We start from the raw sequence: 20,232 nt of genomic DNA, 5'->3' as shown, positions 1-20,232 counted from the left end.
ATTGTTATAAATGGGGAATGATTTTTATCTTCAAACCTATTTCTTGCTTTTAATGTAAGTCCACAAAGCGAGTTTGTATCAAAAATATCTTTAGGATTATTTGACGGCCATACGGAAAATTTAATTTTATTATCTTTTGATTTTAAATATTCACCTACTCCTATGAATGTATTGATTGGGCCATTGCCATAATAAGAAAATATTTCCAGATCGTTAATTGATATTTCAATTGCACATTTCTTTAGTTCAATTTCCAATCTGTAATCAGTGGTGGTTATTTCTTGTGCCATAGCATTTCCTTTTATAAAAACAAAAACAAAAACAAAAACAAAAACAAATTTATTAAAATTCAAACAAATAAATCGGTTCACTTTTATCTCCCTCGGAAATAATTAATTCAGTATCGATTAAGGATATATTAATAGGCGTGTTTTTTTTATTTGCTCCTTTTTCTCTTGACTGGCTAATAGAGTTATTATCATTTTCTCTTGAATATCCGGCTTTAAATTGCACTTTGCCAACAAGTTTTACTGCTTCATGAGCAAAGCAAATTGCCAGTCCTGAAGCATCACATATGAGGTCGGTTGAAATTTCCGCTTCTGCTCCACCATAGGCAGAAAATAATCCTTCAACGAAAAAAAATCTAGCACCAGCTATTACTCCACCTTTTATTTCTAACTTTAAGCTGCTCCCAAATTTTCCTATCAATTGAGTTTTTTGTTCTTTCCTGATTAAGTTACCACTTGCATTTAATAGATTTCCGGTTATGACAAGGTCAAAATAACAAATCCCTCCTGCTGCGAGTTTATTTTCGTGATCCTCAAGTTTATTTATTTGATTTTCCATTTCTTCTCTGAACTCTTGCCAATAGCTTCCAGCCTTTGGTGAACCTATAATGGCGAGTATGACATTAATAATATCAAGAGTTATTTTTACTCCTAGTAACGGTGCAAGAGAGAGTCTCCAGTTATATTCAAAATCAGGATGTGAATTAATGATAACAAATTCTTTTTTTCCTTTGATAGAAATGTTTGGTCCATTTAATGACACTTCTTTGATACCAAAAGATCCTCCTGCTTTCTTAAGGAGATGGTTTCCCATATTTTCTACTGATCTTCTTAGTTTTTGTGTTATGGAGTTTTTATGGTTCCATACGTTTTTGTTTTTTTCATAAAGAGTAAATTCATATGGGATTTCTTCATCAAAGAATTGAGTTTTATAACCAACATCTAATTTATATTTTCTCGCATGAATATATTTCCCTATTTCACTCCACTTTTCAACTTTTAACTCTTTCTTTAGTTGTTCAAATTCTTCTCTTGTATAATCTGAACGGCTTGCTTGGTTATAGTCCTTAGCATTGCTTCCAACACCAAGCTCTATCGAAGCAGACAATGAATATTTCGGATAGACATTGATTTGTGAGCTTTGAACCAATCCTGAGCAATCAGTAGTCTGTGAATAATATGTGGTTTTTTCTATACTATCATCCCATGAAGTAAATAAATTTCTAATTTTATCCCAAATATCTATTTCAGGTAGCACCGCATTGTTCTTGATAGTATATGTTTGCTTTTTATTTTTAGGCGTTAACTCAAAATGCGCTTTATTATCTTGTGAATAAATATGAGTACTAGGACAATCAGGTTTTTCACTAATACACTTAACTGGAGTCAATTCCGAGGTAAGTGTATATTCCCTATGCTCTGAAATAATGTTAACTACTTCAAAAATTTTGTGTTCTTTAGGAAAGCTGATATGTGTTCCTTCTTCGCCTTTTATTTCATATTTATGTGTGCAGGATGGCGGTGTGTCACAAGTTGCACAAGCCTTTCCCGCGTTAGTTCCAACAACAGTATCCATTTCTATTATTCCTCAATATCATAAATAAACTTATTGGCTCTATACCAGCCGGGAGTTCCATCATTGACAAGAACCGACAGCAGTGACTCATTGAAATGGTCAATATCAAAATCATCATCTCTGATGATTTTCTTAAGTATTCCCTCCATAGAACGGGTATGAGTAATTTCTTCAGAAAGAAGATAATTATAGAAGAAAGTCAAAAATGTCATTGAGTTGTTAATGCTTATACTTTTGCGTATTTCTGCCAGTTCAGATAATAAAATCGAGTTGAGTTTTTGTAAGTATTTCTCTTTTTGCTTTATTTCTATCAGCTCATACTGTTTTTCGCTAATTTTGAAAATTTTATATCTACCTTTGGCATTATCAGGGTATTTTTTTCTAGCTTCTAAAAAATTATCCTCCCTACACTCATCTTGGTAGTTTGTGGTTATCTTATTAATCGGCCCCAAAAAACAATGCACTTCCCAATCATTCAGAACACCCAGAAAATTCCAGATATTGCGCGGATCATAAAAGCGGAAAAACACCGGTTTTTCCTGTTGGGGAAGCAGGACTTGCAGGTATTTCCGCAAATGCTGGCGCACGGTCTTCAAATCCTCGCCACTGTGCAGGAAAATCCCCCACGGCGTTGAACGGCATTCCAGCCAGATTTTGACTTTTTCATCGACCTGAACCAGGTAAGGGGCGATTTCAACCAGCTCAGGCTGTAATGGCTCACCATAAAGGCAGGTGGAAGGCGGATCGTAGCGTTCCAGCATCGAAAACAGATTTGGTTCGGTCGCTCCATCAATAATGGCGTAGAGAATTTCCTGACTCATTCCTTGTTTTCCTTCATAGGACAGTGGGCGACGAACATTGAACCTTCGCTAGCGGCTGCAAGCAGGATGGCGGGATTGGCAGGGGCAAGTAAATCGCCGGGGCTACCGCCGGAGTTCAGATTGATGGTATTCATTACCCTGTTCACTTTCTCCCTCCTAATATACTGGCATAAAGTCAAATATATTGATAATTAGAATGCTATCATTTAAATGAATGTATTTATTGAATACTAACCGAGGGTAACACAGTTATTAATGGGTTTCCAAGTATGAGTGGCCGAAATTATAATCCGTTCGCAATTGATTATTTTCTGCTAAAAATATCTATTTATTTTGATATTTATTAAAAATAAAAATTAAAATAAAGATAAATATATAATATTTAAAACATTAATTAATTTTTATTAAAGGTATTTTTTAATTGACAATTGGTGTTTTAATGTTAATGATTTTAAATTATATATATTTATATATTTATATATTTATATATTTATATATTTATATATTTATATATTTATATCTTTTAAATTCATTATTAAAAGCATAATTTAACTCCTATTGAAGAGGCTGCCGTGACAGGGGCAATCAGCAGCCTTCTATTATTTCCGGTGATGTAATACCGTGCATGCATTGCCCAGTATTATTTTCCTCCCATTATTAACCTTCTTATTTCTGATGCAATCGTATTAAGTTGTACTTCTGTAACGCTGCGGATATCCGCCTCTACTTTTCCCTCATTGGCTTGGTATTCCCGCAAATAGATCGCTGTTTTTCCCTGCCGGAGTTGTGCCAGAATGTCGAAGGTATTTTTGCCAATCATCTGTTCGTCAAAAGTTATCTCAGCACGGGCGATATCGCGCCCTGCGCTGTCCCATACCACGTTGGCCGACACGCCTTTGATGCGGTTCAGTCTGTCAATAAAAGGTGTCATTTTTGCTACCATGTCCGCGCCAGACTCTTTTGTGTCGGTGATATAGCGCTCAATGGCTAGTGTCAGGCCAAGGATGCCTTCTTTGCCGATTTTCATGGCGCGTCCGATGCCGTGACTTTGCCGCTTGACCCAATTCACATAGGGCTGTTTGCCGATCACCAATCCACTGGTGGGGCCTTCAATCGCTTTGGCACCGCTGTAAATCACCAGATCGGCTCCCAGCTGGTAATAGAGCGTTAAATCTTCCTCGGCGGCGGCATCCACTATCAGGGGAAGCTGGTGCTCCTGTGCAATGCGGGCAGCTTCGGCTACGGTCAGCATGCTTTTCTGTACGGTATGGTGTGATTTGATATAGAGAATGGCGGCGGTTTGTGGCGTGATTTTGGCGGCGAGCTGTGTTGCGCTGCATTCGTTGGCAAAACCCGCTTCAATGACTTTACCGCCACCCAGCGTAATCATGGTGTCAACGGGAGCGCCGAAGTTGACGTTATGCCCTTTGGGAAGAATGATTTCACGGGGCACTGGCTTCTCTGAACGATGCAGATTAAGCAGCAAATCATCATCATCTTTGACAATCACGGCAGCTATCGATTGGGCGATCCCCGCTGAAGCACAGGAGACAATGATTGCGCTGTCTACGCCCAGCAATCTGGCGATGTAATCACCGGTTTTATCGACTAAATCGGCCATCTCAAAGTAATGATTTAGCCCAGTAGCGACCTGCTCAATCACATCAGAGCGGGGCGTTGAAACGCCCAGTGCGGTCATGCGTCCCGCCGCGTTTATCACTGGCCGCAATTGATATTTTTCATAGAGAGATTTCATCGACTGTGCTCCTTTCCACAACCACAATATGCGTACCCGCAATAATGGCCGCTATTGGGATAAATTGTTGCGTGCCAATCCTGACCTGTCCTTCCGCATCGAACAGTTCAATACGTTGGTTTTTCAATTCAAAAATCGTGATATCGCCGTCAAGACCACGCTCCAGCCGACCTTTGCGTGGCAGATGAAGTAAATCCGCAGGGTTGGCGGTTACGCAGTTAAGAATTTGTTCGGGCGGAACGCCCAGCGTGAGGAATTTGGTCATCACGCTGGCGAGGCTATAAACCGGCCCACCGACGCGGTTTTTTTGGTAAATATCGGAACTGATCATATGGGGATAAGCGCCGAACCTTATGGCTTGTTCAGCCACGGTGAAGCTGAAACTCTCCGTACCATGCCCTACATCCAGAACAACGCCGCGTGACAGTGCCCGCTGAATGGCAGGTTTCAGATTACCTTTATCATCGAGGATACGGTTAGGCTTGCCGTTAAAGCAGTGGGTTATGATATCGCCTTGGGTCAGCAGATCGGCAATCTCCGCCAGATTGGGCGGTGGATTGCCAATATGCACCATCAGCGGCAGGCCATTGGTCTTTTGTCTGAGTTTAGAATGGAGAGCTTTAGCTTGGATGAGCGGTTGGAGGCCATTTTCACCCACCACGCTTTTGCTCATGCGGGCTTTCAGACCGATGACAAATCCAGCGTGACGTCTGACAGCATCTTGCAGGCGGGAAGCGTCGATTTTGGTTAAGTCTGCCAGTTCGTTCTGGCTCCGTATGCCTGTGCGGGCGATATTCAGGAAAGCGTAGACATGAGTCTTCACCCTGCGCGCCACGGAATGAAAATGGTCGATATCATCCGCTCCTGCGCTGCCCGCATCGACCACCGTCGTGACACCACTGGCTGCCCCAATCAAATCGGGTTCATCAAAATAGAGAGGCGATTGCGGATAACAGTGAGTGTGGGCATCAATCCAGCCGGCACTGACAAAGTAATGACCATGAAGATCAATATACCTGATGGCCGATAATCCTGTCGCCGCCAAGGGGCCAATGGCGGCAATCCGGCCATCGTTGATCACGATATCAATGATAGCTCCGTTGATCAGTTTCCCCTGTTTAATGATTAAGTCATACATGATACCTGTCCTTTTGCTATGGGCATGATTACGCTGTCACAGGGAAAAAATAGCCGAGTATCATGGCGCCCAGAATTGCCCCGCCTGCGACCGGTTTTTTCCACACATAAAACAGCAGTGCGCCAATCAGTGAACCAACGCCAATCGGAATAGAAGCTGTCATTGCAGCCAGAATAATTAAGGGGCCGAGGAAACGGCCGGAAGCATTGCCTGCGCCCATCATGACATCTGCGCCAAAGGTGGAATTTCCCTGTGCAACGGTGAATTTGCGGGCGAGGATGATCAGCAGACCGACGCCAACGCCGAGTAACATGCCGGTGATCAGCGCCGCCCAGAAGTGGGTCACCAGAAAATCAAACCCACCGGCCAGCAGCAGGGCGGGAACACCCAGACCAATCCCGGTTTGCAGGGCACCGCCGATATCCAGGATCCCGACCAGTGATCCTTCGACGATACGGGCGAACAGGAAACTGGCACCAAATGCCGCCACCGCGCCATAAGCGCCAGTATCAATGCCGGAGCGCAGCATGGCGACGAAGGCCACTTCATTGAATGCCCCGAATCCATACACCACATACATATGCGTACCGGCGAAAATCCCGGCTGACAGCAGGCCGACAAACAGCGGGAATGACCATTCTGCGTACCAGAAATCAGGCTTGTTCAGTTCAGTATTCATGATTATTTACCTCTTATCAGTTGATGGATATGTTGCAGCCAGCCCGGTGCATCCAGCATGAAAGAGGTCAGCAGTTTAAGATCGAATTCACGGAAGAAGCCGCTGAGGGCGAACAGCAAAACAACGGCGACCAACATGGTACGGGTGATTTTATTCCAACCACTGTCATCCACGCCCTTGCCGATCAGAATGCCCAATACCAGCCCCGGAATGGCGTTGCCCATAATCAGTTGCGCGCAGCCGCCGAACAATGTGGCCCAAAAACCGGAACGGCGGCCGGCATCTATTGCGGCCAGCCAGAACAAGACGGGCATCACGGTATTGACCAGCAAATTGGCGGCAGGCACCAGCACGTTGGTGGCGGTGGTCTGCAAGGCAGCGGGAACGGCAGAGGCTGTGGTGTTCAGGAACGCGACCAGCAACGCCCCGATAATCCCGCAGGCGATGGCCATTTTTTTCGGGTTGTGCAGGGTTTCTGCGACGTTGCGATTTTTGATCATCAAGGCGGCTGCGCCCCAATTGGGAATGATGCGGTGATCGACATCTTGTGTGAACGCCCCCGCTGCAACGGACGACGCCCACGCATTAAAGAAGAAACCGAGGCCGAAGGAGAAGTGAGAGGCAGGATCGCCTTCGCAGGCGTTCAGTTCGCCTAACGTGCGAAAAGCGCCCATGCCCTGTACGGTTGGCGCATGGAACATGCGTGCCGCTCCGGCACCGAGGCCGAAACCGCACAGGCCGCCGATCACCAGCGACATGCCGAGTATTTCAATAAAAGACGCGGTAGCACCCATAAGTTTTTCTCCAGATCATTTTCTGTCGGCATGATTGTGATGGTTTGACGTGGATTGTCTGAAATGGATAGCTCGCACATCCAGAAAAGAGACATTGACGAAAACATCCAGCACGACGGAATAGTGTTCACGCTGACGGGGCAGGAAAAAGAACAGGAACTTCTCCGTCGTGACCTTGCTGATGGCGCTGACGATGGCAACGTCTTTCGGTTCGATGCGTAGGATGATGTGAGACGTTCCTTGCAGTACCGTGCGCTGTACGGCATTCAGGGCATCGGCGATGGCTTTCTGTTTGGTATCGCCGGAGCCGCTGACTCGAACCGATGTTTCAATCAACTCTTTCATGGTTGGCCGCCTGTTTTTTGATTAAAGCGCGAACCAGGCGCTCGCCCAACTCCGCTTTATCCATAAAACCAAATCCGAGCACCGTACAACCTTCGTGGATAGCGGTTTCTCCCTCTTCTATGGAGCGCATACCGTGACGTACTGGGTAGCCATATTTGTTTTGTGCGGTAATTGCCCCCGCTCCGCCACTGCCGCAAAAAGAGATGCCGATATCTGCCTGTTCGTGATGCATCACATCACCCAGTTTCATATCTGCCGCGACGCCCGGAATAACAATCGCTTTCCCGCCTGCTGCTTCGACACCCGCCGCGACGTTTTTCCCTTTGCCCAAACGGTCACCGATCACCACAATGATTTGTTTTTTAACAATTTTGGTTGATGTCATGGGTTTTGTCTCCTGTGTGCTGAGTGAGGATTAAGGGTTGGAACGCGCGACTTCAAAATGCACGGATAGCAGATAAGCCTCTTCAACGGCCAGTCCGGGCAGCGTTTCGACGACTTGTGCCGCCAATGCGATAGATTCCGGTGAAACTTCGTCAAACAGCGAGTTATCCACTTCCGGCAAAGGTTCTCCTGTTTTGGCTCTCATCACCATTGCCCTGATATGGGTGGTCAGCATCTGCTGTTGTACTTGCGTGGTATAAGCCCCCGCAGCTTCCAGCCACTGCTGAATAAGTGCCAGTAATCTTTGGCTGACCGCTTCGGGATCAAGGTTGCCTTTCGCCATATTGAAACGCATGGGGGGTTTAAGCATAAAATTTTTCCAGTCAAATCGATCACGACACATCGTCGAGTTTCCCGCCATCGGGCGTAATACGGTGAAATGACCTTATCGATTTTACTTGTAGCTTTGGAGCAGGCTAATTTCCGCTTCGAAGTGGAAATCAACCAAAAATGAGGTGTTGTTGCGCTATCTTGTGGGATTTTTGCATAAAAACGAAGGCGCCATGATTTTCTCAACCTGAGAATGTGGTCACATTATAGCCAGAGATTTCTCGTTGATTTTTGCTGACAGGAAAGACGTGAGATTAGATCGAGCGCCCAAGGCTGTCTTTGGCGATGATCTGAAAATCATGGAAATTCCGGCTGCGTAATAGCCGTTTAGTGGCTTTTTCCCTGACAAACGTGACAAACAGATCATAAATTGCCATCGCTTCTTCATAATCCTGTTTGCTGATGGCGAGCAGGAAAATGACATTCGCCCGCTCCTTCGTTTCTTTGCTCCATTCGATACCTTTGGGCGCCAGAACCGTGACGACGACCGTTTTGAGAGCCAGCAATCCCAATGAATGTGGCAGAGCAATATTCTCCCCCAATAACGTAGAAACAATGGCTTCCCGTTCAATCAACGAGGGACAGAAATCCTCTCTGACATAGCCGCCTGCCCGCAATTTCCTGCACAGGGTTTTAAACAGGATTTCCTGCGTGATATCTTCCTTGATCACCATAAAATAACGCTCGTCGAAGAAACGCTCCAAAATATAGGGACGGGTTTGTTCCATCATTGCCAGCCGTCCTATCTGCTCTAATTGATAAGCCGTGGGGAAGGGAGCGATTTTGACGATGGGTTTATTTTTCTCTGACAGACGCAAAGTGGTAATGACGAAATTTTCTTCCACATAGTCCAAAGCGTTGTATTCATGGAGTGGCAGTACGCGCTGGATCTTGAGCTGCGGAAATTCACGGGCAATTTTGGCCTCAATCATCCGCCGCGTGGCATTGCCTGAATCGGTGACGACCAGAACATGCGTCGAACCCCCGTAATGACGCTCCAGCCCAACGCCGATATGCACTGCCAGATACCCCAGTTCATCTTCACTGATGACGAAGGGAAGTTGATCTTCGATACGGGTCAGCGCGCTTACCGTGACTTCATAGGCGAAAGGATAATGTTGCTTGATATCCGTCAGTAGCGGGTTTTTGGTGCTGATTTGCTGCTGCAATCGGCTGATTAACACCGTTAAATGTGTTGTGAGATCGCTTCTCAGCTTGCTGTCATGGCGTAAATCATAGTTATAGGACGTATTGATATCGTTGAGGATCTCGTCTACCCATTGATGGCTTTTGGGTGTATGCGGGGTGGGATTATCGTGTTGGGGAATTCTCTGTGCGGCAATTTGCCCCGCGAGATAATCGGCTTCTGAGTCAGATATTTCGTTGCCTAACACGCAGATCAAACTTTGTGAGATTTCATATGCCACATTTTGTATTGCGTTGTCCCATTCATGGACGACACCTTGTGTCAGCTCATGGCGGCGGGTAATTCTGAGAATGGAAACGGCACAGTTAAATATCAGATATTGGCGGCCTTCGTTGTTCAGGCGGATACCGAATCGAGTCAGGCTGTTTTGCAGGATTGTTTCGATATAAGTCAGGTCGATATCCGCCAGAATATCTGTCCTGAATTGGCTGAGTGACGGTTCGACTTCGAGCGAAAATCGGCGTAATAGTGTGTCTGTCAGACAGGATCGGATAATACGTTCATTGCCGGTCAGTCGGGTTCCCAGACGGGGAATACTGGTCAGTTGCAGGGGATATTTACTGACAATTTCACGTACCACGCCCATATCATGTTGCAACGTTCCTCGGCTGATAGACCAGGCTTCTGCAATATCATCCAGTTTGACTGGCTGAGTAGCCAGCAGCAATTTCAACAGCAACGCATCCACCCGATCGCTGGCTGTGCGGGGGATCGTCTGGATCATTTGCTTTTGTTTTGGCAGGGAGGCGAATAAGGTGTGATCCTCAATGCTGAGAGAATATCCGTTTCCCCGTTTATAGAGGATCTGAGCGCCGTAATGACGTAGGGCGTTGTTCAGTTCCGTGATATCCGTGCGAATGGTGCGACTGGAAACACCAAAGCGTTTTGCCAGTTCAGCCTGCGGCAATCTTTCTGTGTGGATCACCTCAAAAAGGTGGGCTAGACGCGGATAAGGGAACAAGGCCACGGGGATACCTTTCATTTATTATTATTCGGTGTAACTTCGAGCGATTTCTTCGTTGAATAAACCCATTACCCTATCAGGCGGGTAAGAAATTGATTAGCCTTTTTGAGTGATCTCAGTGGAAAAACAGGCTGACATTTTCATGTCTGTGAACCTGCGACAGAGGAAAGTTGTACGAATATTGCTTATGGCATTAAAACCGCAGCAAGGAAAATGACGGGCACATTTTTGCCTGACGATATGGGAAAAATAATTATTGAGATCGTGCATTCTCTATCGTCAGTCTTGCTGATTACACTATATCAGCTGATGAAATGCGCTGGTGGAGCAAAATTCTGCGGATATTTTACTGTAATAAATAATGAGGATGATTATTTATTTTGCATATTAATTTTACCATAAGTTAATAATAATGTTATTCATTAATAGTATTATTATTTCTATAGTTATTAAATGATACCCACGTAATAATCAAAAATAAGATGTCTCTTACTGGACAGGGGGTTGATTTATCAATAAAATATTTTTTATTATGGCATGGTGTTTTTTTCAATAACGGATTTCAACAAAATCAAAAGGATAATTAATTATGTCTAGATTTATTATCAGTCGGAATAACAAGTCTTTACTTAATGAAACCGTATTCTATCTTACGAAAGGGAATATGCTTACATTAAAGATCGATGGTTTGAATAGTAATACCAAAAGACATCTTAAATTTCATTCGAATAATACGCTTGTGTCCATTTTTCAACGTGATAATTATCTGTTTAGAGAGCAAACCTTGCAAATAACAGCTCTGAATATGGGAGTCAGCGTGGTTAGAGCGGTGGATACTGATATAGATTACTGTTCCTATTTTGCAGAAGGCGTCGCTGAGGACTGTTTTCCACCATTAACCATTCATGTCTTATCCAAAATATCGATTCCAACGGACTTAACTGCCGAGCAGAAAGCGATTTTAATGGTGCTTTTAGCGGAAACGACAACGCCTGAGACACCGGGAATAAAATATGATGAAAAAAAAGCTAAAGATGTTATGCAACATATGCATGATGTTCTATTGAACAGAGTCCGGTCTCCTAAAGCACATGAGCTTGATGTACCCAGGCAGGGGAATAAATTAATTGGATTAATCTCAGGAGCACGGACAATAGAAGGTTTTAGTCAATATCCCAATATTAAATCTGATATACAAGATAGAATTAACGGTATGATCGTAGCTGCAAACGAAGGTAGTAATTCAAATTTTTTAGCTTATCGACGATTAATTAAAAATGCTGTTGATATAGCCAAAAGTAATAAAATCTCCAATACAGAGGTTATTGCATGGAGAACGAAAAGTACTGATTCTCCTGGCTCAAATTTTATCAAGCTATTTTCATTGCAAGGACAAGATTTTTATAAGCTATCTGATAGTTATCTTAAATAAGAGATTATATATGAAATATTTAATTGGTCTATGTGTTATTTTTTTCTCTTTAACTGTTTTTTCTAAGCAAGATGAATTGGACTTCAAGGCTTGGGAAAAGAAGGGCAGTTGGGGGATATATAGTGAAAAACCAAATAGTCATTTTAAGCCGCTAAAAATCAAGAGCTATAAAGAGGGCTATTTGCCTGCATTCAGTTATCTTATTAAGCGGTTTAATTTACAAAATGTGAATAATGAATACTGTTTGATTGGTTACAAATGGAATAAAGCAAAAGATCGTGATGAGCGTGAAAATATTATTGTTTTTTGGAAAACGGCTAATTATTTGATTAATTGGAATTTGCCGGATAGTGAGGACGATGATAGTTATAAAACCATTATATTCAGCAAACCCTTTATTGATATGAGTGAATCCGTTGTTCCTTATAAGGAAGCAGAAGGTGCGCAGGCTTTATGGGCTAAAGAAGGTGTTATTCAAATGATGAATGATTGTGAATTGAATGGGCAGAAAATTACGATAACACCTTCTGGGGTCAGGTAATATCACAACTGCCCGTAGTCTGCGGGCAGTTCGTGTTTAAATTGGTGGTAACAATATATGCCTATTGAATGTGCGGTTTCGTATAATAAATGCAACATCGTTACTCTGGAAGTAGACATATTCGTGTTCCTTGAAAAGATTATGACTGATTTTTTGAGCTAGTTCGGCCTGATTCTGAAAAATGAAATTACAGAATTACAGCCAAGAAGTAGCATGCTATGCATGCAAAATAGCTGTTTCCCCAAATGCGCTATGGATACAGCCATATTAGTTGAAAATTGACTAATACCGCTTAAACTCTCGGAATGGAATTCTTGTGGTTTTTTAAAAATCACCAGTTTTTTGTGAAACTACCGATTCTTAAATAGCTAAATGAGTATGCCACGCTCGGCATAAAATCGGCCAAAAATATCTACTGACATTTTTACATCAATTTGACTTTGAGTGTTAGCACCAGAAGGATTATGAAAAGTGATTTCTTCGGGTGTAGCGTTAGTCACCAGTACAAGATGTCCGCCCTTTTTTTCAGGTAATCGTGTTGGCCATCTGATACTAGGATGAACGGAAGCTATATATAAACTATCTTGGGTAAAAACCTCATGTATCTTTTCGGCCGCCATATCGGTCACTGCTTGAGAGAAAATCCCAAATTGTTCCGATAACATTGAAACTACAGGGGCATAAATCATTCCTTTTATATGCTCATCTTCTATCTGGTATGCTCCGTACTCGGTTGCCATTTTAGTTAATTTCAGCAATGGGTAAATTTTCCCTGAGCGAGCTACAAGCAACATTTTAAGACAAGCCATACCACAGATATGATTTGCCCATTTCGCATATTCCTCTGGGGAATCTGCACCGGATTGTTCCCATAGCGGATCATGACTAAGTGGAAGTTGATGGTGAATAATGTCATTGGCTAAATGGAATGATTCCCACTGAGAAAAATAGGGGACTTTCATAGTCTCTCCATGAACATAAGTAAAATCGCGATAACAGCAACAAAGGAAAATAACATTTGTTCAGAGAGTTTGCCTTCACGATAGACAAGCACTGAAATTAGCATAAGTAAAGGAATTCTGAGAGTTATTGCTAGATATCCGTAGCTGACAGGTAAATAAGTGGCAATAGCATAGTTAAAAAATAATTCTGGTAAAACCCAGATAATTGATATGGAAAGCCAAAATTTCAGTGGAACAAAAGAAAATTTATTTTTCTGATAGAAAAAAATAACAAATATATTCCCTATGCCAGTAAATAATAAATAGGTAAACCAACCACTCATGGGAATCCCTGTTCGGTCCATAATTGCAAACCCGATTACACAGAATATCATAATGAAAAACATAAGCTTACTTCGTCTATGCATGCTTTTAATATGACCAATCATAGTGAAAAGAATTCCGGCGACAAAAAGAAGGTTAATACTGAGGATCGAGGCAAAGGTAAGATTAGAACCAAATATCAGTATATCAACGAGTGCAATAAACCCAAGAGATATAGGGAATACATAAGTGGCAGATGAAAGGCTTTTGTTGATAAGATTTTGTTGTGCTATCAGCATTATGCCTAGAAGCAGCCCTTTCATCAATCCAGCAGATATCCCTGTTAGGTTAAGGAAATCAGATGGAGTTGAGATGCCCGTGGTTATGGCGACAGGAAGTAGAGAAAGGCACGTTAAAAACGTGCCAGCGCCAATAATAAAAGCAGTATTCTCTGGAGATACACGTTCTGCAACTTTTTTAAGGGCAAGGGTTCGCAAAGTCGTTAGTACGATGATCAACAAAAAAACACCATATTGTGCTATGTTCAATTGAGATGCCTTAACATAGACGAAGTATTATTATTTTCCGGTGTTAGAGACAATGCGGCTTCAATGTGAGCATCGATAGAATCAATTATTTTTATTGAATTTTGATACACCCTATCACTGACAACTAAAGGAATTTCTGTACAGCCGAGTATGACGGCTTCTGCGCCTAATTCAGCTAATTCATCAATAGCACGATACATTATTCCACGGGATGTGTCAGTGAGTGCATAGCGACATAGATCCTGATAAATAGAATCATGTATGACTTGCCGAGTCCTGGATCTAGGTATTAATACGTTTATTCCTTTAGCTTCAAGTCGTTTCTTATAAAAATCACGTTCCATAACATATTGAGTACCAATTAACCCAACATTGGAAACCTTCATGCTGAGTAATTTATTTGCGGTGGCATCAATAATATTGATAATTGGAATATTAACCAGTTTTGAAAGCCGATCGCAAGTGTTACTGGTTGTATTAGAGCAAATAAGGATTTTTTTTACTTCGGCTTGTGCAAGTTGATGAACCGCTTTGCTGAGAATGTTAAATTCAGTCTCATTATCATTTCGCTTCTGGGCGGCAAGTATTTTTGAAAAATTAAGGCTGATAATAGCCAGATCGGCAGATTCAAAATCTTTGCCAGTATTCTGCACAGCCATATTCAAACGTTTATAATATTCCATAGTTGATGCCCAACTGACACCGCCAATTAATCCTATTCTTTCCATTTTTTTACCTTTACTCGATAATGTAGTTAAAAATAGATTTTTTTTCAGAAATGTTTTGTGATGAACATGATAGGTGAATAAACAAGCTAGGTATTGATAATTTGTGTCCTTTTAACATCTTAGGGAATATGCTATTTTTTATCATGCCCGGGATTGGATTTGATTCAAGAAAGTATATTTCTTCAGACTCGGTAACAATAAAGTCAAATCGACACATAAATTCATATCCAGTAGATTCAAAAATTTTAATAGATAAATCTTTTAGTGTTCTCGTTATCTCTGAATCTTGTATTAAAAGAATTTCTTCTGCTTTATTAATTCGATGTTTTTCATCATGACCGAAAAAACTATTCTTTGTGATTATTTCGACAACATTGAGTGCTATTGCTTTCCCTTCTATTCGAATGCAACCAACAGAATACTCTTTTCCTTTGATGAAAGCTTGTACCAAGGCAAATCTATCGTATTCAAAAATATTTTTCAAATTATCCAATATTGATTTTTTTTCATTTTCCAGATTAACATATTTATTTGTAAATAAAGAAGCGCCTAATGAATTAGGTTTTATAACTATTTTTTCTTCAGGGAAATTATCGCTAATCAATGAAAATGCTTTTTCTAGATTATCTTCAGTTAAGAGTAATGTTTTCGGTGATCTTAAAGAGGGTAATAAACTATTAATATAGTGTGACATATGGTATTTACTCATAGATAGCGAGGAAGGAAGTACACTACCAAATGTTCCTTTAATTTTAAAATACTTAGCAACTCCTTGGATATGTCCATCCTCACCTAAATTACCATGAAGAAGATTGATGTGAAATTCGTTTTGTTTAGACATCCTTTTGATTGCTGTATATAAATCTATTTTATCTCCTGAATGAGTAAAATCATCGGGAGAAATATAAGGTGTATAGGCGTTGTATAAGACAGAACCATCTTTATCGAAGAAGTATATTGAATTAATATTTCTATCAAAATTAAGCTCTCTGAAACTTTTTATAAGATTATCAAAAGAACTAACTGATGCTGGATGTTCTGGGGAAATTCCACCAAAAATGATCGATAACGGTATAGTTGTTTTTGTGTCGCTAGGAAAATAAATCATATATATTTCCTTTTTTTGATCTTTTAAAAATATAATTCATTCATTGAAATTAATTCAAGCACACTATTAATTTTAATGCAATACCTTTTAGTCCTTTATTTTAAAAAAAGAAAAAAGAAAAAAGAAAAATAATTATTAATTGTTTCTATGAGTATTTATAGTGGTGAATATTTATAAGATAATATTTTATGTTTAATTAATTTCATCATGATTTTATAAAAGATGTTTTTCAGGTCGACATTAGGCTAGCCTAAATAAACACAGATGATTGTGTTTTGGTAAACTTATTAAAACGGCTAATTATCTGATTGATTGGTATCTGCCGGATGGTGAGGACGATCATCGTTATAAAGCTATAATATTCAGTAATCCCTTTATTGATATGAGTAAAACTGTTGTTCATGATAAAGAGACTGAAGGTGCACAGGCTTTATGGGCTAGGTTAAAGAAGGCGTTATTCAAATGATAAATGATTGTGAATTGAACGGGCAGGAAATTACGATAACCCCTTTTGGGGTCAGGTAACAAAAGCGGTACAAAAAACCAGATTTGAAATTTATTAATTACATTACGACAACCCCCTATTTTAAAGGGGGGTCGTAGCTTTATAAATTACCATCTAATTCATCGACTACTGATTCTTCCACCACCGATATAACCCTTCAATATCTGCTGAAGTGAGTAATTTCATCGCCGCTTTTAATTGTTCCAGCGGCCAGTTCCACCACTGCATTTCCAGTAACATCGCAATCTGTTCATCCGAAAAGCGTTTTCTGATCACCTTCGCCGGATTGCCGCCAATAATGGTGTAAGGTTCTACATCCTTGGTGACAAGAGCGCGGGTGCCGATAACCGCGCCATCGCCAATTTTTACGCTGGGCATGATAATCGCTTCGGCACCCATCCAGACGTCATTGCCAATAACGGTATTTCCCATCGGTTGGTAGCCATTTTGAGCATCAGCAAAGGCCAGTTCTTCCGACATATAGAAAAACGGGAAGGATGAAACCCAATCCAAACGATGCCCCTGATTGCCTGCCATCATAAAGGCGACTCCAGTGCCGATGGAGCAGAAGCTGCCGATGATCAACTTATCAACATCAACCAGATCGGGATGCAGGTAACGGGCGCAGTCATCAAAAGAGTGACCATGATAATAACCGGAATAGTAACTGAAACGACCAACCTGAATATTCGGATTAGTGACTTGTTCCGCTAAGGTTTTGCCCTTAAATGGGCTGTCAAAGTAGTTTTCCATATAACCCTTGCTGTTATCTGATTCGAATTTGAAAATTATAATTAGTTTTTCGGCATAAAGTCCTGACTGAATGTCAGTCGTTTGCGTCCCTGTTCTATTTCTGCCAGCCGACTCCACTTCTCCCGTAAGGTCTTTTTGCAACGTGTGACGAGATCCTAAGATGGTAACGATTCATTACACGAAGTTATTAAATTCCTAACACGTATCTGAGACAAGAGGGCTTAAAGCCGCTAATTGATTGAAAAAAGGCATCTTATGAAGTTATGGTGAATTCCGCCCTGTTTAACATCTGTTGTAATGATCGCCTGTGTAGCTCCAATATAGTAATGTCATTTTCTCTCATTTAGTGATGTCATTTTGGCACATGTATTGATTTATGTTAAAAATAATGTTAAATTAGACCGTATATTAAACCAATAACCGCAATGCGGTGGAGTTTTGACTATGGCCACATTATCAAATGAAAGAATCACCACTAGGGTGAATTCAGAAACTAAAGAGTTGCTTGAAATGGCGCTATCATTATCTGGGTATGCGAGTTTGAATAGTTTTATTGCAAATGCTGCTGTAGCAGAGGCGAAACGACTGATTGAACAAAACATGCGCATTAAATTGTGTCAGGAGGATGCAGTGGCATTTGTGCATGCATTAGAAGAACCTACCCAGATAAATGAGCGTTTCCTTCGTGCTGCTCGTAGACATAAGGATTTGTTAGATGAAGATCGAGCGTCTAAATAAAAATAAACACGATAGAAATAATTTTGATTGTGGTGAACTCGCATTAAACAACTATTTGAAAGCAGTATCAGGGCAGCATGATAAAAAGGATTTATCAAGAACATTCGTCCTGACAAGTGATCAAAATGCATCTCAAATAAAGGGGTATTATTCACTAGCGCTGTGCACGGTAGAACTAGACGAACTACCAGAAAAAATATCGAAAAAATACCCTTCCAGTTTGTATTGCGCACTTATTGGCCGATTAGCTATAAATAAATTATTTCAACGCCAAGGACTCGGCGAAATTTTGTTGATAGATGCAATTCGAAAATCAATAGAATCGTCAGAATCCATTCCTACTCCAATGATTATCGTTGACGCTAAGCACGATATCGCTAAAAAATTCTATATAAACATGGGTTTTCAGGAATTTCCAAAAATGAAATTCAGGCTCTTTATGCCTATGAATGCAGCTGTGAACATTATAGAGCAAATCGATGCGACATAATTCAACAGGTGGGCCCGCGGTCCCACCTCATTCTTCAGTAATTTCACCTGCACCAGCAGATCCTTTCAGGGCAACGTGCATTAACTGTAGAATATGTCAAAGCACTTTTCGGACGATTCCATGTCAAACCTGAAATTTTTCTCTGAAGCTTGATCTGACACATTCAGTAAACAAGGAATCACCGTCAGAATAAATTTCATTGAAATGGCTCTTTAATGGATAGGTTCATCGTTAGCAGGTGCAGGCAGCTGTTCAGCGAAGTGATTTTGTAAGTTACTTCCGAGATGAGTGGGTTGTTAACAACAGAACAACCGTAAGTAGTCACATAGATAGATAATGGAGAATGAAATGATGGAAGGCACGTTAATTTTTTGTTCTGACTCGATACTGCGTTTCAGGTCAGATTATGATGATTCAAGCGCACTTCCGTTGCGGTCAATCCAGAAAACAATTGCTGATGCTGACCCTTTCTTTCTCCTTCGTTTTTTTCGTCACACCGTCATGGTCGAAGAGGGGACTACACTGGCAAACATCTTCTTTGCGATAGAACCGTGGAAGGATCTGTTAACAGCCTATCTTGACAGGGATGTTGGAGCCTACATTAATGAAGTGAGAAAACCATCTAACCCTACCACATGGGATCTTGAGTGGATCGGGATTGACCGTCGAAGCTCTATCTATCGCGCTTATCAGCGTCAGGATAGAGAAGAAGGTGAAGATTTTACGGTCTATTTAAATCGTGAGCGAATTCCTACTAATGAATTCGAGATAGAAAGTAGCTGCGATGCTTCGGGTTTCATCAAAGGTGATAAAGAACGCTGGAGTCTTAGCGAAAATGTTCACGAAATTAAAAACCTACCTGTAATCCTCCACGACAAGCAAACGCTGGAATCCTCACAAAAGGATGGACTGCTGAAGGAAAACATTTCGGGGGTGAATAGTGCTGGTCGTAGTTGTTTCATCTATGGGAAAACCTCTTTCGCCTTCTATGAGGTGATGGAAGCCATCTTCATTAGTGGCCTATTCTTTTATACCCCACGGGATGCCGTCTGTAGTTTTGAAGGGCTAAAAAATAGTCTCGGCGAACTGAAAGAAGAGCTGGCTAAGGAGCCTGAATCGAATCCTACCGACAACGAAGAAGAAAAGGCGTTAAAGATAGAGGTAGCGGAAGGTGCCTTTGATTCCGTCATTACCCATATGGAGTCTGAAGCTAAGTACTGGAAACTTATCAAGGAGCAGTGTAAGAAGGACGGCTCTTTGCCTGTCAGGATTGGTGTCATTATGCCAGCGAAATCACCTGAGTTGCATTTGTGTGGTGAAATCTTAAAAACAGACAAATAATTATATGACCGATTATTCCATACCGTTTGCATGCTGATGCCAATCCAAGATTGGCGGCTTACGGTGGGTGGTTTTATGATTGAGTTGATGGCCGGTACGGGAGTCATTGGTCAGGGATAAGGTCAAAACCACCAACCAGATGCATGCATTTTTACTGGAATTTGGTATCAGCATGGCAGTGATAAAACGGCTTGCAACGGTATTGGCTGAGAATGAACTTCCTCCCTATTTGACTCAGTTACTTATGCGCTTAGCGTTCCGAACAGCCCCCTTTACTTGGGGGCTGGGATATTTAAAATCGTTTACACAAGAAAAGAGGCTCTGAAAGCGCGTTGAAAATGTAAAGATCTTTATCAACCGACGTAATATTTAGGTAAAAGGATGACGACACTTTTCCCAATATGGGGAATTTCGTATCAACTGTGGGTGGGATATTGTCATT

21 protein-coding genes and 2 pseudogenes are annotated in these 20,232 nt (G+C 41.4%); 6 read left to right on the top strand and 17 right to left on the bottom strand.

What is annotated here, in order from left to right; genetic code table 11:
* From PSI22_RS19325 to PSI22_RS19270, 12 genes and pseudogenes are all read right to left on the bottom strand, one after another.
* Positions 1-290 (bottom strand): hypothetical protein (locus tag PSI22_RS19325; RefSeq protein ID WP_370689050.1); only part of this gene is annotated, 290 nt, incomplete at its 3' end.
* Positions 291-342: 52 nt separating this feature from the next.
* Positions 343-1,863 (bottom strand): hypothetical protein, encoded by a 1,521-nt coding sequence (locus PSI22_RS19320; protein WP_273581148.1) that lies wholly within the window; start codon positions 1,861-1,863, stop codon positions 343-345.
* Between the two features lie 5 nt (positions 1,864-1,868).
* Positions 1,869-2,684, bottom strand: coding sequence for a DUF4123 domain-containing protein (locus PSI22_RS19315; protein ID WP_273581147.1), 816 nt, complete (start codon positions 2,682-2,684; stop codon positions 1,869-1,871).
* Positions 2,681-2,809 (bottom strand): annotated as a pseudogene (locus PSI22_RS19310) (Vgr-like protein); the annotation flags it as partial. The pseudogene PSI22_RS19310 and the gene PSI22_RS19315, both read right to left, overlap by 4 nt.
* Positions 2,810-3,324: 515 nt before the next feature.
* A complete protein-coding gene (locus tag PSI22_RS19305) occupies positions 3,325-4,440 on the bottom strand; it encodes a DgaE family pyridoxal phosphate-dependent ammonia lyase (RefSeq protein WP_273581146.1) in 1,116 nt (371 codons plus the stop codon).
* Complete coding sequence (locus PSI22_RS19300) at positions 4,424-5,578, bottom strand: amidohydrolase/deacetylase family metallohydrolase (RefSeq protein WP_273581145.1); 1,155 nt, start codon at positions 5,576-5,578, stop codon at positions 4,424-4,426. Before PSI22_RS19300 ends, PSI22_RS19305 begins: the two co-directional genes overlap by 17 nt.
* Positions 5,579-5,606: 28 nt before the next feature.
* Complete coding sequence (locus PSI22_RS19295; RefSeq protein WP_038197037.1) at positions 5,607-6,257, bottom strand: DUF4310 family protein; 651 nt, start codon at positions 6,255-6,257, stop codon at positions 5,607-5,609.
* 2 nt (positions 6,258-6,259) lie between these two features.
* Entirely contained in the window at positions 6,260-7,051 is a 792-nt protein-coding gene (locus tag PSI22_RS19290; RefSeq protein ID WP_273581144.1) for a DUF4311 domain-containing protein, read from the bottom strand.
* A 15-nt stretch (positions 7,052-7,066) separates the two neighbouring features.
* The gene (locus PSI22_RS19285) at positions 7,067-7,396 is read right to left on the bottom strand and encodes a DUF4312 family protein (RefSeq protein ID WP_273581143.1); all 330 of its coding nucleotides are present in this window, start codon (positions 7,394-7,396) and stop codon (positions 7,067-7,069) included.
* Positions 7,380-7,781 carry a glycine-rich SFCGS family protein gene (locus PSI22_RS19280; RefSeq protein ID WP_273581142.1) on the bottom strand — a complete coding sequence of 134 codons (402 nt, stop codon included), beginning with the start codon at positions 7,779-7,781 and terminating at the stop codon, positions 7,380-7,382. Before PSI22_RS19280 ends, PSI22_RS19285 begins: the two co-directional genes overlap by 17 nt.
* A gap of 30 nt (positions 7,782-7,811) precedes the next feature.
* On the bottom strand, positions 7,812-8,150 hold the full coding sequence (locus tag PSI22_RS19275) for a transcriptional antiterminator (RefSeq protein ID WP_273581141.1): 339 nt from the start codon (positions 8,148-8,150) through the stop codon (positions 7,812-7,814).
* 274 nt (positions 8,151-8,424) lie between these two features.
* Positions 8,425-10,359: a BglG family transcription antiterminator gene (locus PSI22_RS19270; protein WP_273581140.1), complete on the bottom strand. Its 1,935-nt coding sequence runs from the start codon at positions 10,357-10,359 to the stop codon at positions 8,425-8,427.
* 571 nt (positions 10,360-10,930) lie between these two features.
* Here PSI22_RS19270 and PSI22_RS19265 point away from each other — a divergent pair.
* Positions 10,931-11,773: a hypothetical protein gene (locus tag PSI22_RS19265; protein ID WP_273581139.1), complete on the top strand. Its 843-nt coding sequence runs from the start codon at positions 10,931-10,933 to the stop codon at positions 11,771-11,773.
* 10 nt (positions 11,774-11,783) lie between these two features.
* Positions 11,784-12,314: a hypothetical protein gene (locus PSI22_RS19260; RefSeq protein ID WP_273581138.1), complete on the top strand. Its 531-nt coding sequence runs from the start codon at positions 11,784-11,786 to the stop codon at positions 12,312-12,314.
* A gap of 368 nt (positions 12,315-12,682) precedes the next feature.
* Here the strand turns inward: PSI22_RS19260 and PSI22_RS19255 are convergent, their stop codons facing one another.
* The 5 genes from PSI22_RS19255 to catB all read right to left on the bottom strand — a co-directional run bounded on the left by PSI22_RS19255 (position 12,683) and on the right by catB (position 17,221).
* On the bottom strand, positions 12,683-13,276 hold the full coding sequence (locus PSI22_RS19255) for a hypothetical protein (protein WP_273581137.1): 594 nt from the start codon (positions 13,274-13,276) through the stop codon (positions 12,683-12,685).
* A complete protein-coding gene (locus PSI22_RS19250; RefSeq protein WP_273581136.1) occupies positions 13,273-14,127 on the bottom strand; it encodes a hypothetical protein in 855 nt (284 codons plus the stop codon). The genes PSI22_RS19255 and PSI22_RS19250 overlap by 4 nt, the downstream gene beginning before the upstream one ends.
* On the bottom strand, positions 14,124-14,855 hold the full coding sequence (locus PSI22_RS19245; protein WP_273581135.1) for an aspartate/glutamate racemase family protein: 732 nt from the start codon (positions 14,853-14,855) through the stop codon (positions 14,124-14,126). Before PSI22_RS19245 ends, PSI22_RS19250 begins: the two co-directional genes overlap by 4 nt.
* 10 nt (positions 14,856-14,865) lie before the next feature.
* On the bottom strand, positions 14,866-15,963 hold the full coding sequence (locus tag PSI22_RS19240; protein WP_273581134.1) for an ATP-grasp domain-containing protein: 1,098 nt from the start codon (positions 15,961-15,963) through the stop codon (positions 14,866-14,868).
* Between the two features lie 631 nt (positions 15,964-16,594).
* Complete coding sequence (gene catB / locus PSI22_RS19235) at positions 16,595-17,221, bottom strand: type B chloramphenicol O-acetyltransferase (protein ID WP_273581150.1); 627 nt, start codon at positions 17,219-17,221, stop codon at positions 16,595-16,597.
* Positions 17,222-17,665: 444 nt separating this feature from the next.
* Here catB and PSI22_RS19230 point away from each other — a divergent pair, with 444 nt between their 5' ends.
* The 4 genes and pseudogenes from PSI22_RS19230 to PSI22_RS19210 all read left to right on the top strand — a co-directional run.
* Positions 17,666-17,959 carry a type II toxin-antitoxin system TacA family antitoxin gene (locus PSI22_RS19230; protein WP_038258618.1) on the top strand — a complete coding sequence of 98 codons (294 nt, stop codon included), beginning with the start codon at positions 17,666-17,668 and terminating at the stop codon, positions 17,957-17,959.
* On the top strand, positions 17,937-18,449 hold the full coding sequence (locus tag PSI22_RS19225; protein ID WP_273581133.1) for a GNAT family N-acetyltransferase: 513 nt from the start codon (positions 17,937-17,939) through the stop codon (positions 18,447-18,449). Before PSI22_RS19230 ends, PSI22_RS19225 begins: the two co-directional genes overlap by 23 nt.
* Before the next feature lie 351 nt (positions 18,450-18,800).
* Complete coding sequence (locus PSI22_RS19215) at positions 18,801-19,790, top strand: hypothetical protein (protein ID WP_273581149.1); 990 nt, start codon at positions 18,801-18,803, stop codon at positions 19,788-19,790.
* Positions 19,791-19,884: 94 nt separating this feature from the next.
* Positions 19,885-20,043, top strand: a pseudogene (locus tag PSI22_RS19210) (IS110 family transposase); the annotation flags it as partial.
* Between the last annotated feature and the right edge of the window lie 189 nt (positions 20,044-20,232).

This window comes from Xenorhabdus aichiensis (genome assembly GCF_028598775.1).
GTDB lineage: Bacteria > Pseudomonadota > Gammaproteobacteria > Enterobacterales > Enterobacteriaceae > Xenorhabdus > Xenorhabdus bovienii.
This window is presented reverse-complemented; position numbering and strand designations above follow the sequence as displayed.

Coding starts and splice junctions, on each gene's coding strand:
- PSI22_RS19320 (WP_273581148.1), bottom strand. CDS start 1,863: ATGGATACTGTTGTTGGAACTAACGCGGGAAAGGCTTGTGCAACTTGT.
- PSI22_RS19315 (WP_273581147.1), bottom strand. CDS start 2,684: ATGAGTCAGGAAATTCTCTACGCCATTATTGATGGAGCGACCGAACCA.
- PSI22_RS19305 (WP_273581146.1), bottom strand. CDS start 4,440: ATGAAATCTCTCTATGAAAAATATCAATTGCGGCCAGTGATAAACGCG.
- PSI22_RS19300 (WP_273581145.1), bottom strand. CDS start 5,578: ATGTATGACTTAATCATTAAACAGGGGAAACTGATCAACGGAGCTATC.
- PSI22_RS19295 (WP_038197037.1), bottom strand. CDS start 6,257: ATGAATACTGAACTGAACAAGCCTGATTTCTGGTACGCAGAATGGTCA.
- PSI22_RS19290 (WP_273581144.1), bottom strand. CDS start 7,051: ATGGGTGCTACCGCGTCTTTTATTGAAATACTCGGCATGTCGCTGGTG.
- PSI22_RS19285 (WP_273581143.1), bottom strand. CDS start 7,396: ATGAAAGAGTTGATTGAAACATCGGTTCGAGTCAGCGGCTCCGGCGAT.
- PSI22_RS19280 (WP_273581142.1), bottom strand. CDS start 7,781: ATGACATCAACCAAAATTGTTAAAAAACAAATCATTGTGGTGATCGGT.
- PSI22_RS19275 (WP_273581141.1), bottom strand. CDS start 8,150: ATGCTTAAACCCCCCATGCGTTTCAATATGGCGAAAGGCAACCTTGAT.
- PSI22_RS19270 (WP_273581140.1), bottom strand. CDS start 10,359: ATGAAAGGTATCCCCGTGGCCTTGTTCCCTTATCCGCGTCTAGCCCAC.
- PSI22_RS19265 (WP_273581139.1), top strand. CDS start 10,931: ATGTCTAGATTTATTATCAGTCGGAATAACAAGTCTTTACTTAATGAA.
- PSI22_RS19260 (WP_273581138.1), top strand. CDS start 11,784: ATGAAATATTTAATTGGTCTATGTGTTATTTTTTTCTCTTTAACTGTT.
- PSI22_RS19255 (WP_273581137.1), bottom strand. CDS start 13,276: ATGAAAGTCCCCTATTTTTCTCAGTGGGAATCATTCCATTTAGCCAAT.
- PSI22_RS19245 (WP_273581135.1), bottom strand. CDS start 14,855: ATGGAAAGAATAGGATTAATTGGCGGTGTCAGTTGGGCATCAACTATG.
- PSI22_RS19240 (WP_273581134.1), bottom strand. CDS start 15,963: ATGATTTATTTTCCTAGCGACACAAAAACAACTATACCGTTATCGATC.
- catB (WP_273581150.1), bottom strand. CDS start 17,221: ATGGAAAACTACTTTGACAGCCCATTTAAGGGCAAAACCTTAGCGGAA.
- PSI22_RS19230 (WP_038258618.1), top strand. CDS start 17,666: ATGGCCACATTATCAAATGAAAGAATCACCACTAGGGTGAATTCAGAA.
- PSI22_RS19225 (WP_273581133.1), top strand. CDS start 17,937: ATGAAGATCGAGCGTCTAAATAAAAATAAACACGATAGAAATAATTTT.
- PSI22_RS19215 (WP_273581149.1), top strand. CDS start 18,801: ATGGAAGGCACGTTAATTTTTTGTTCTGACTCGATACTGCGTTTCAGG.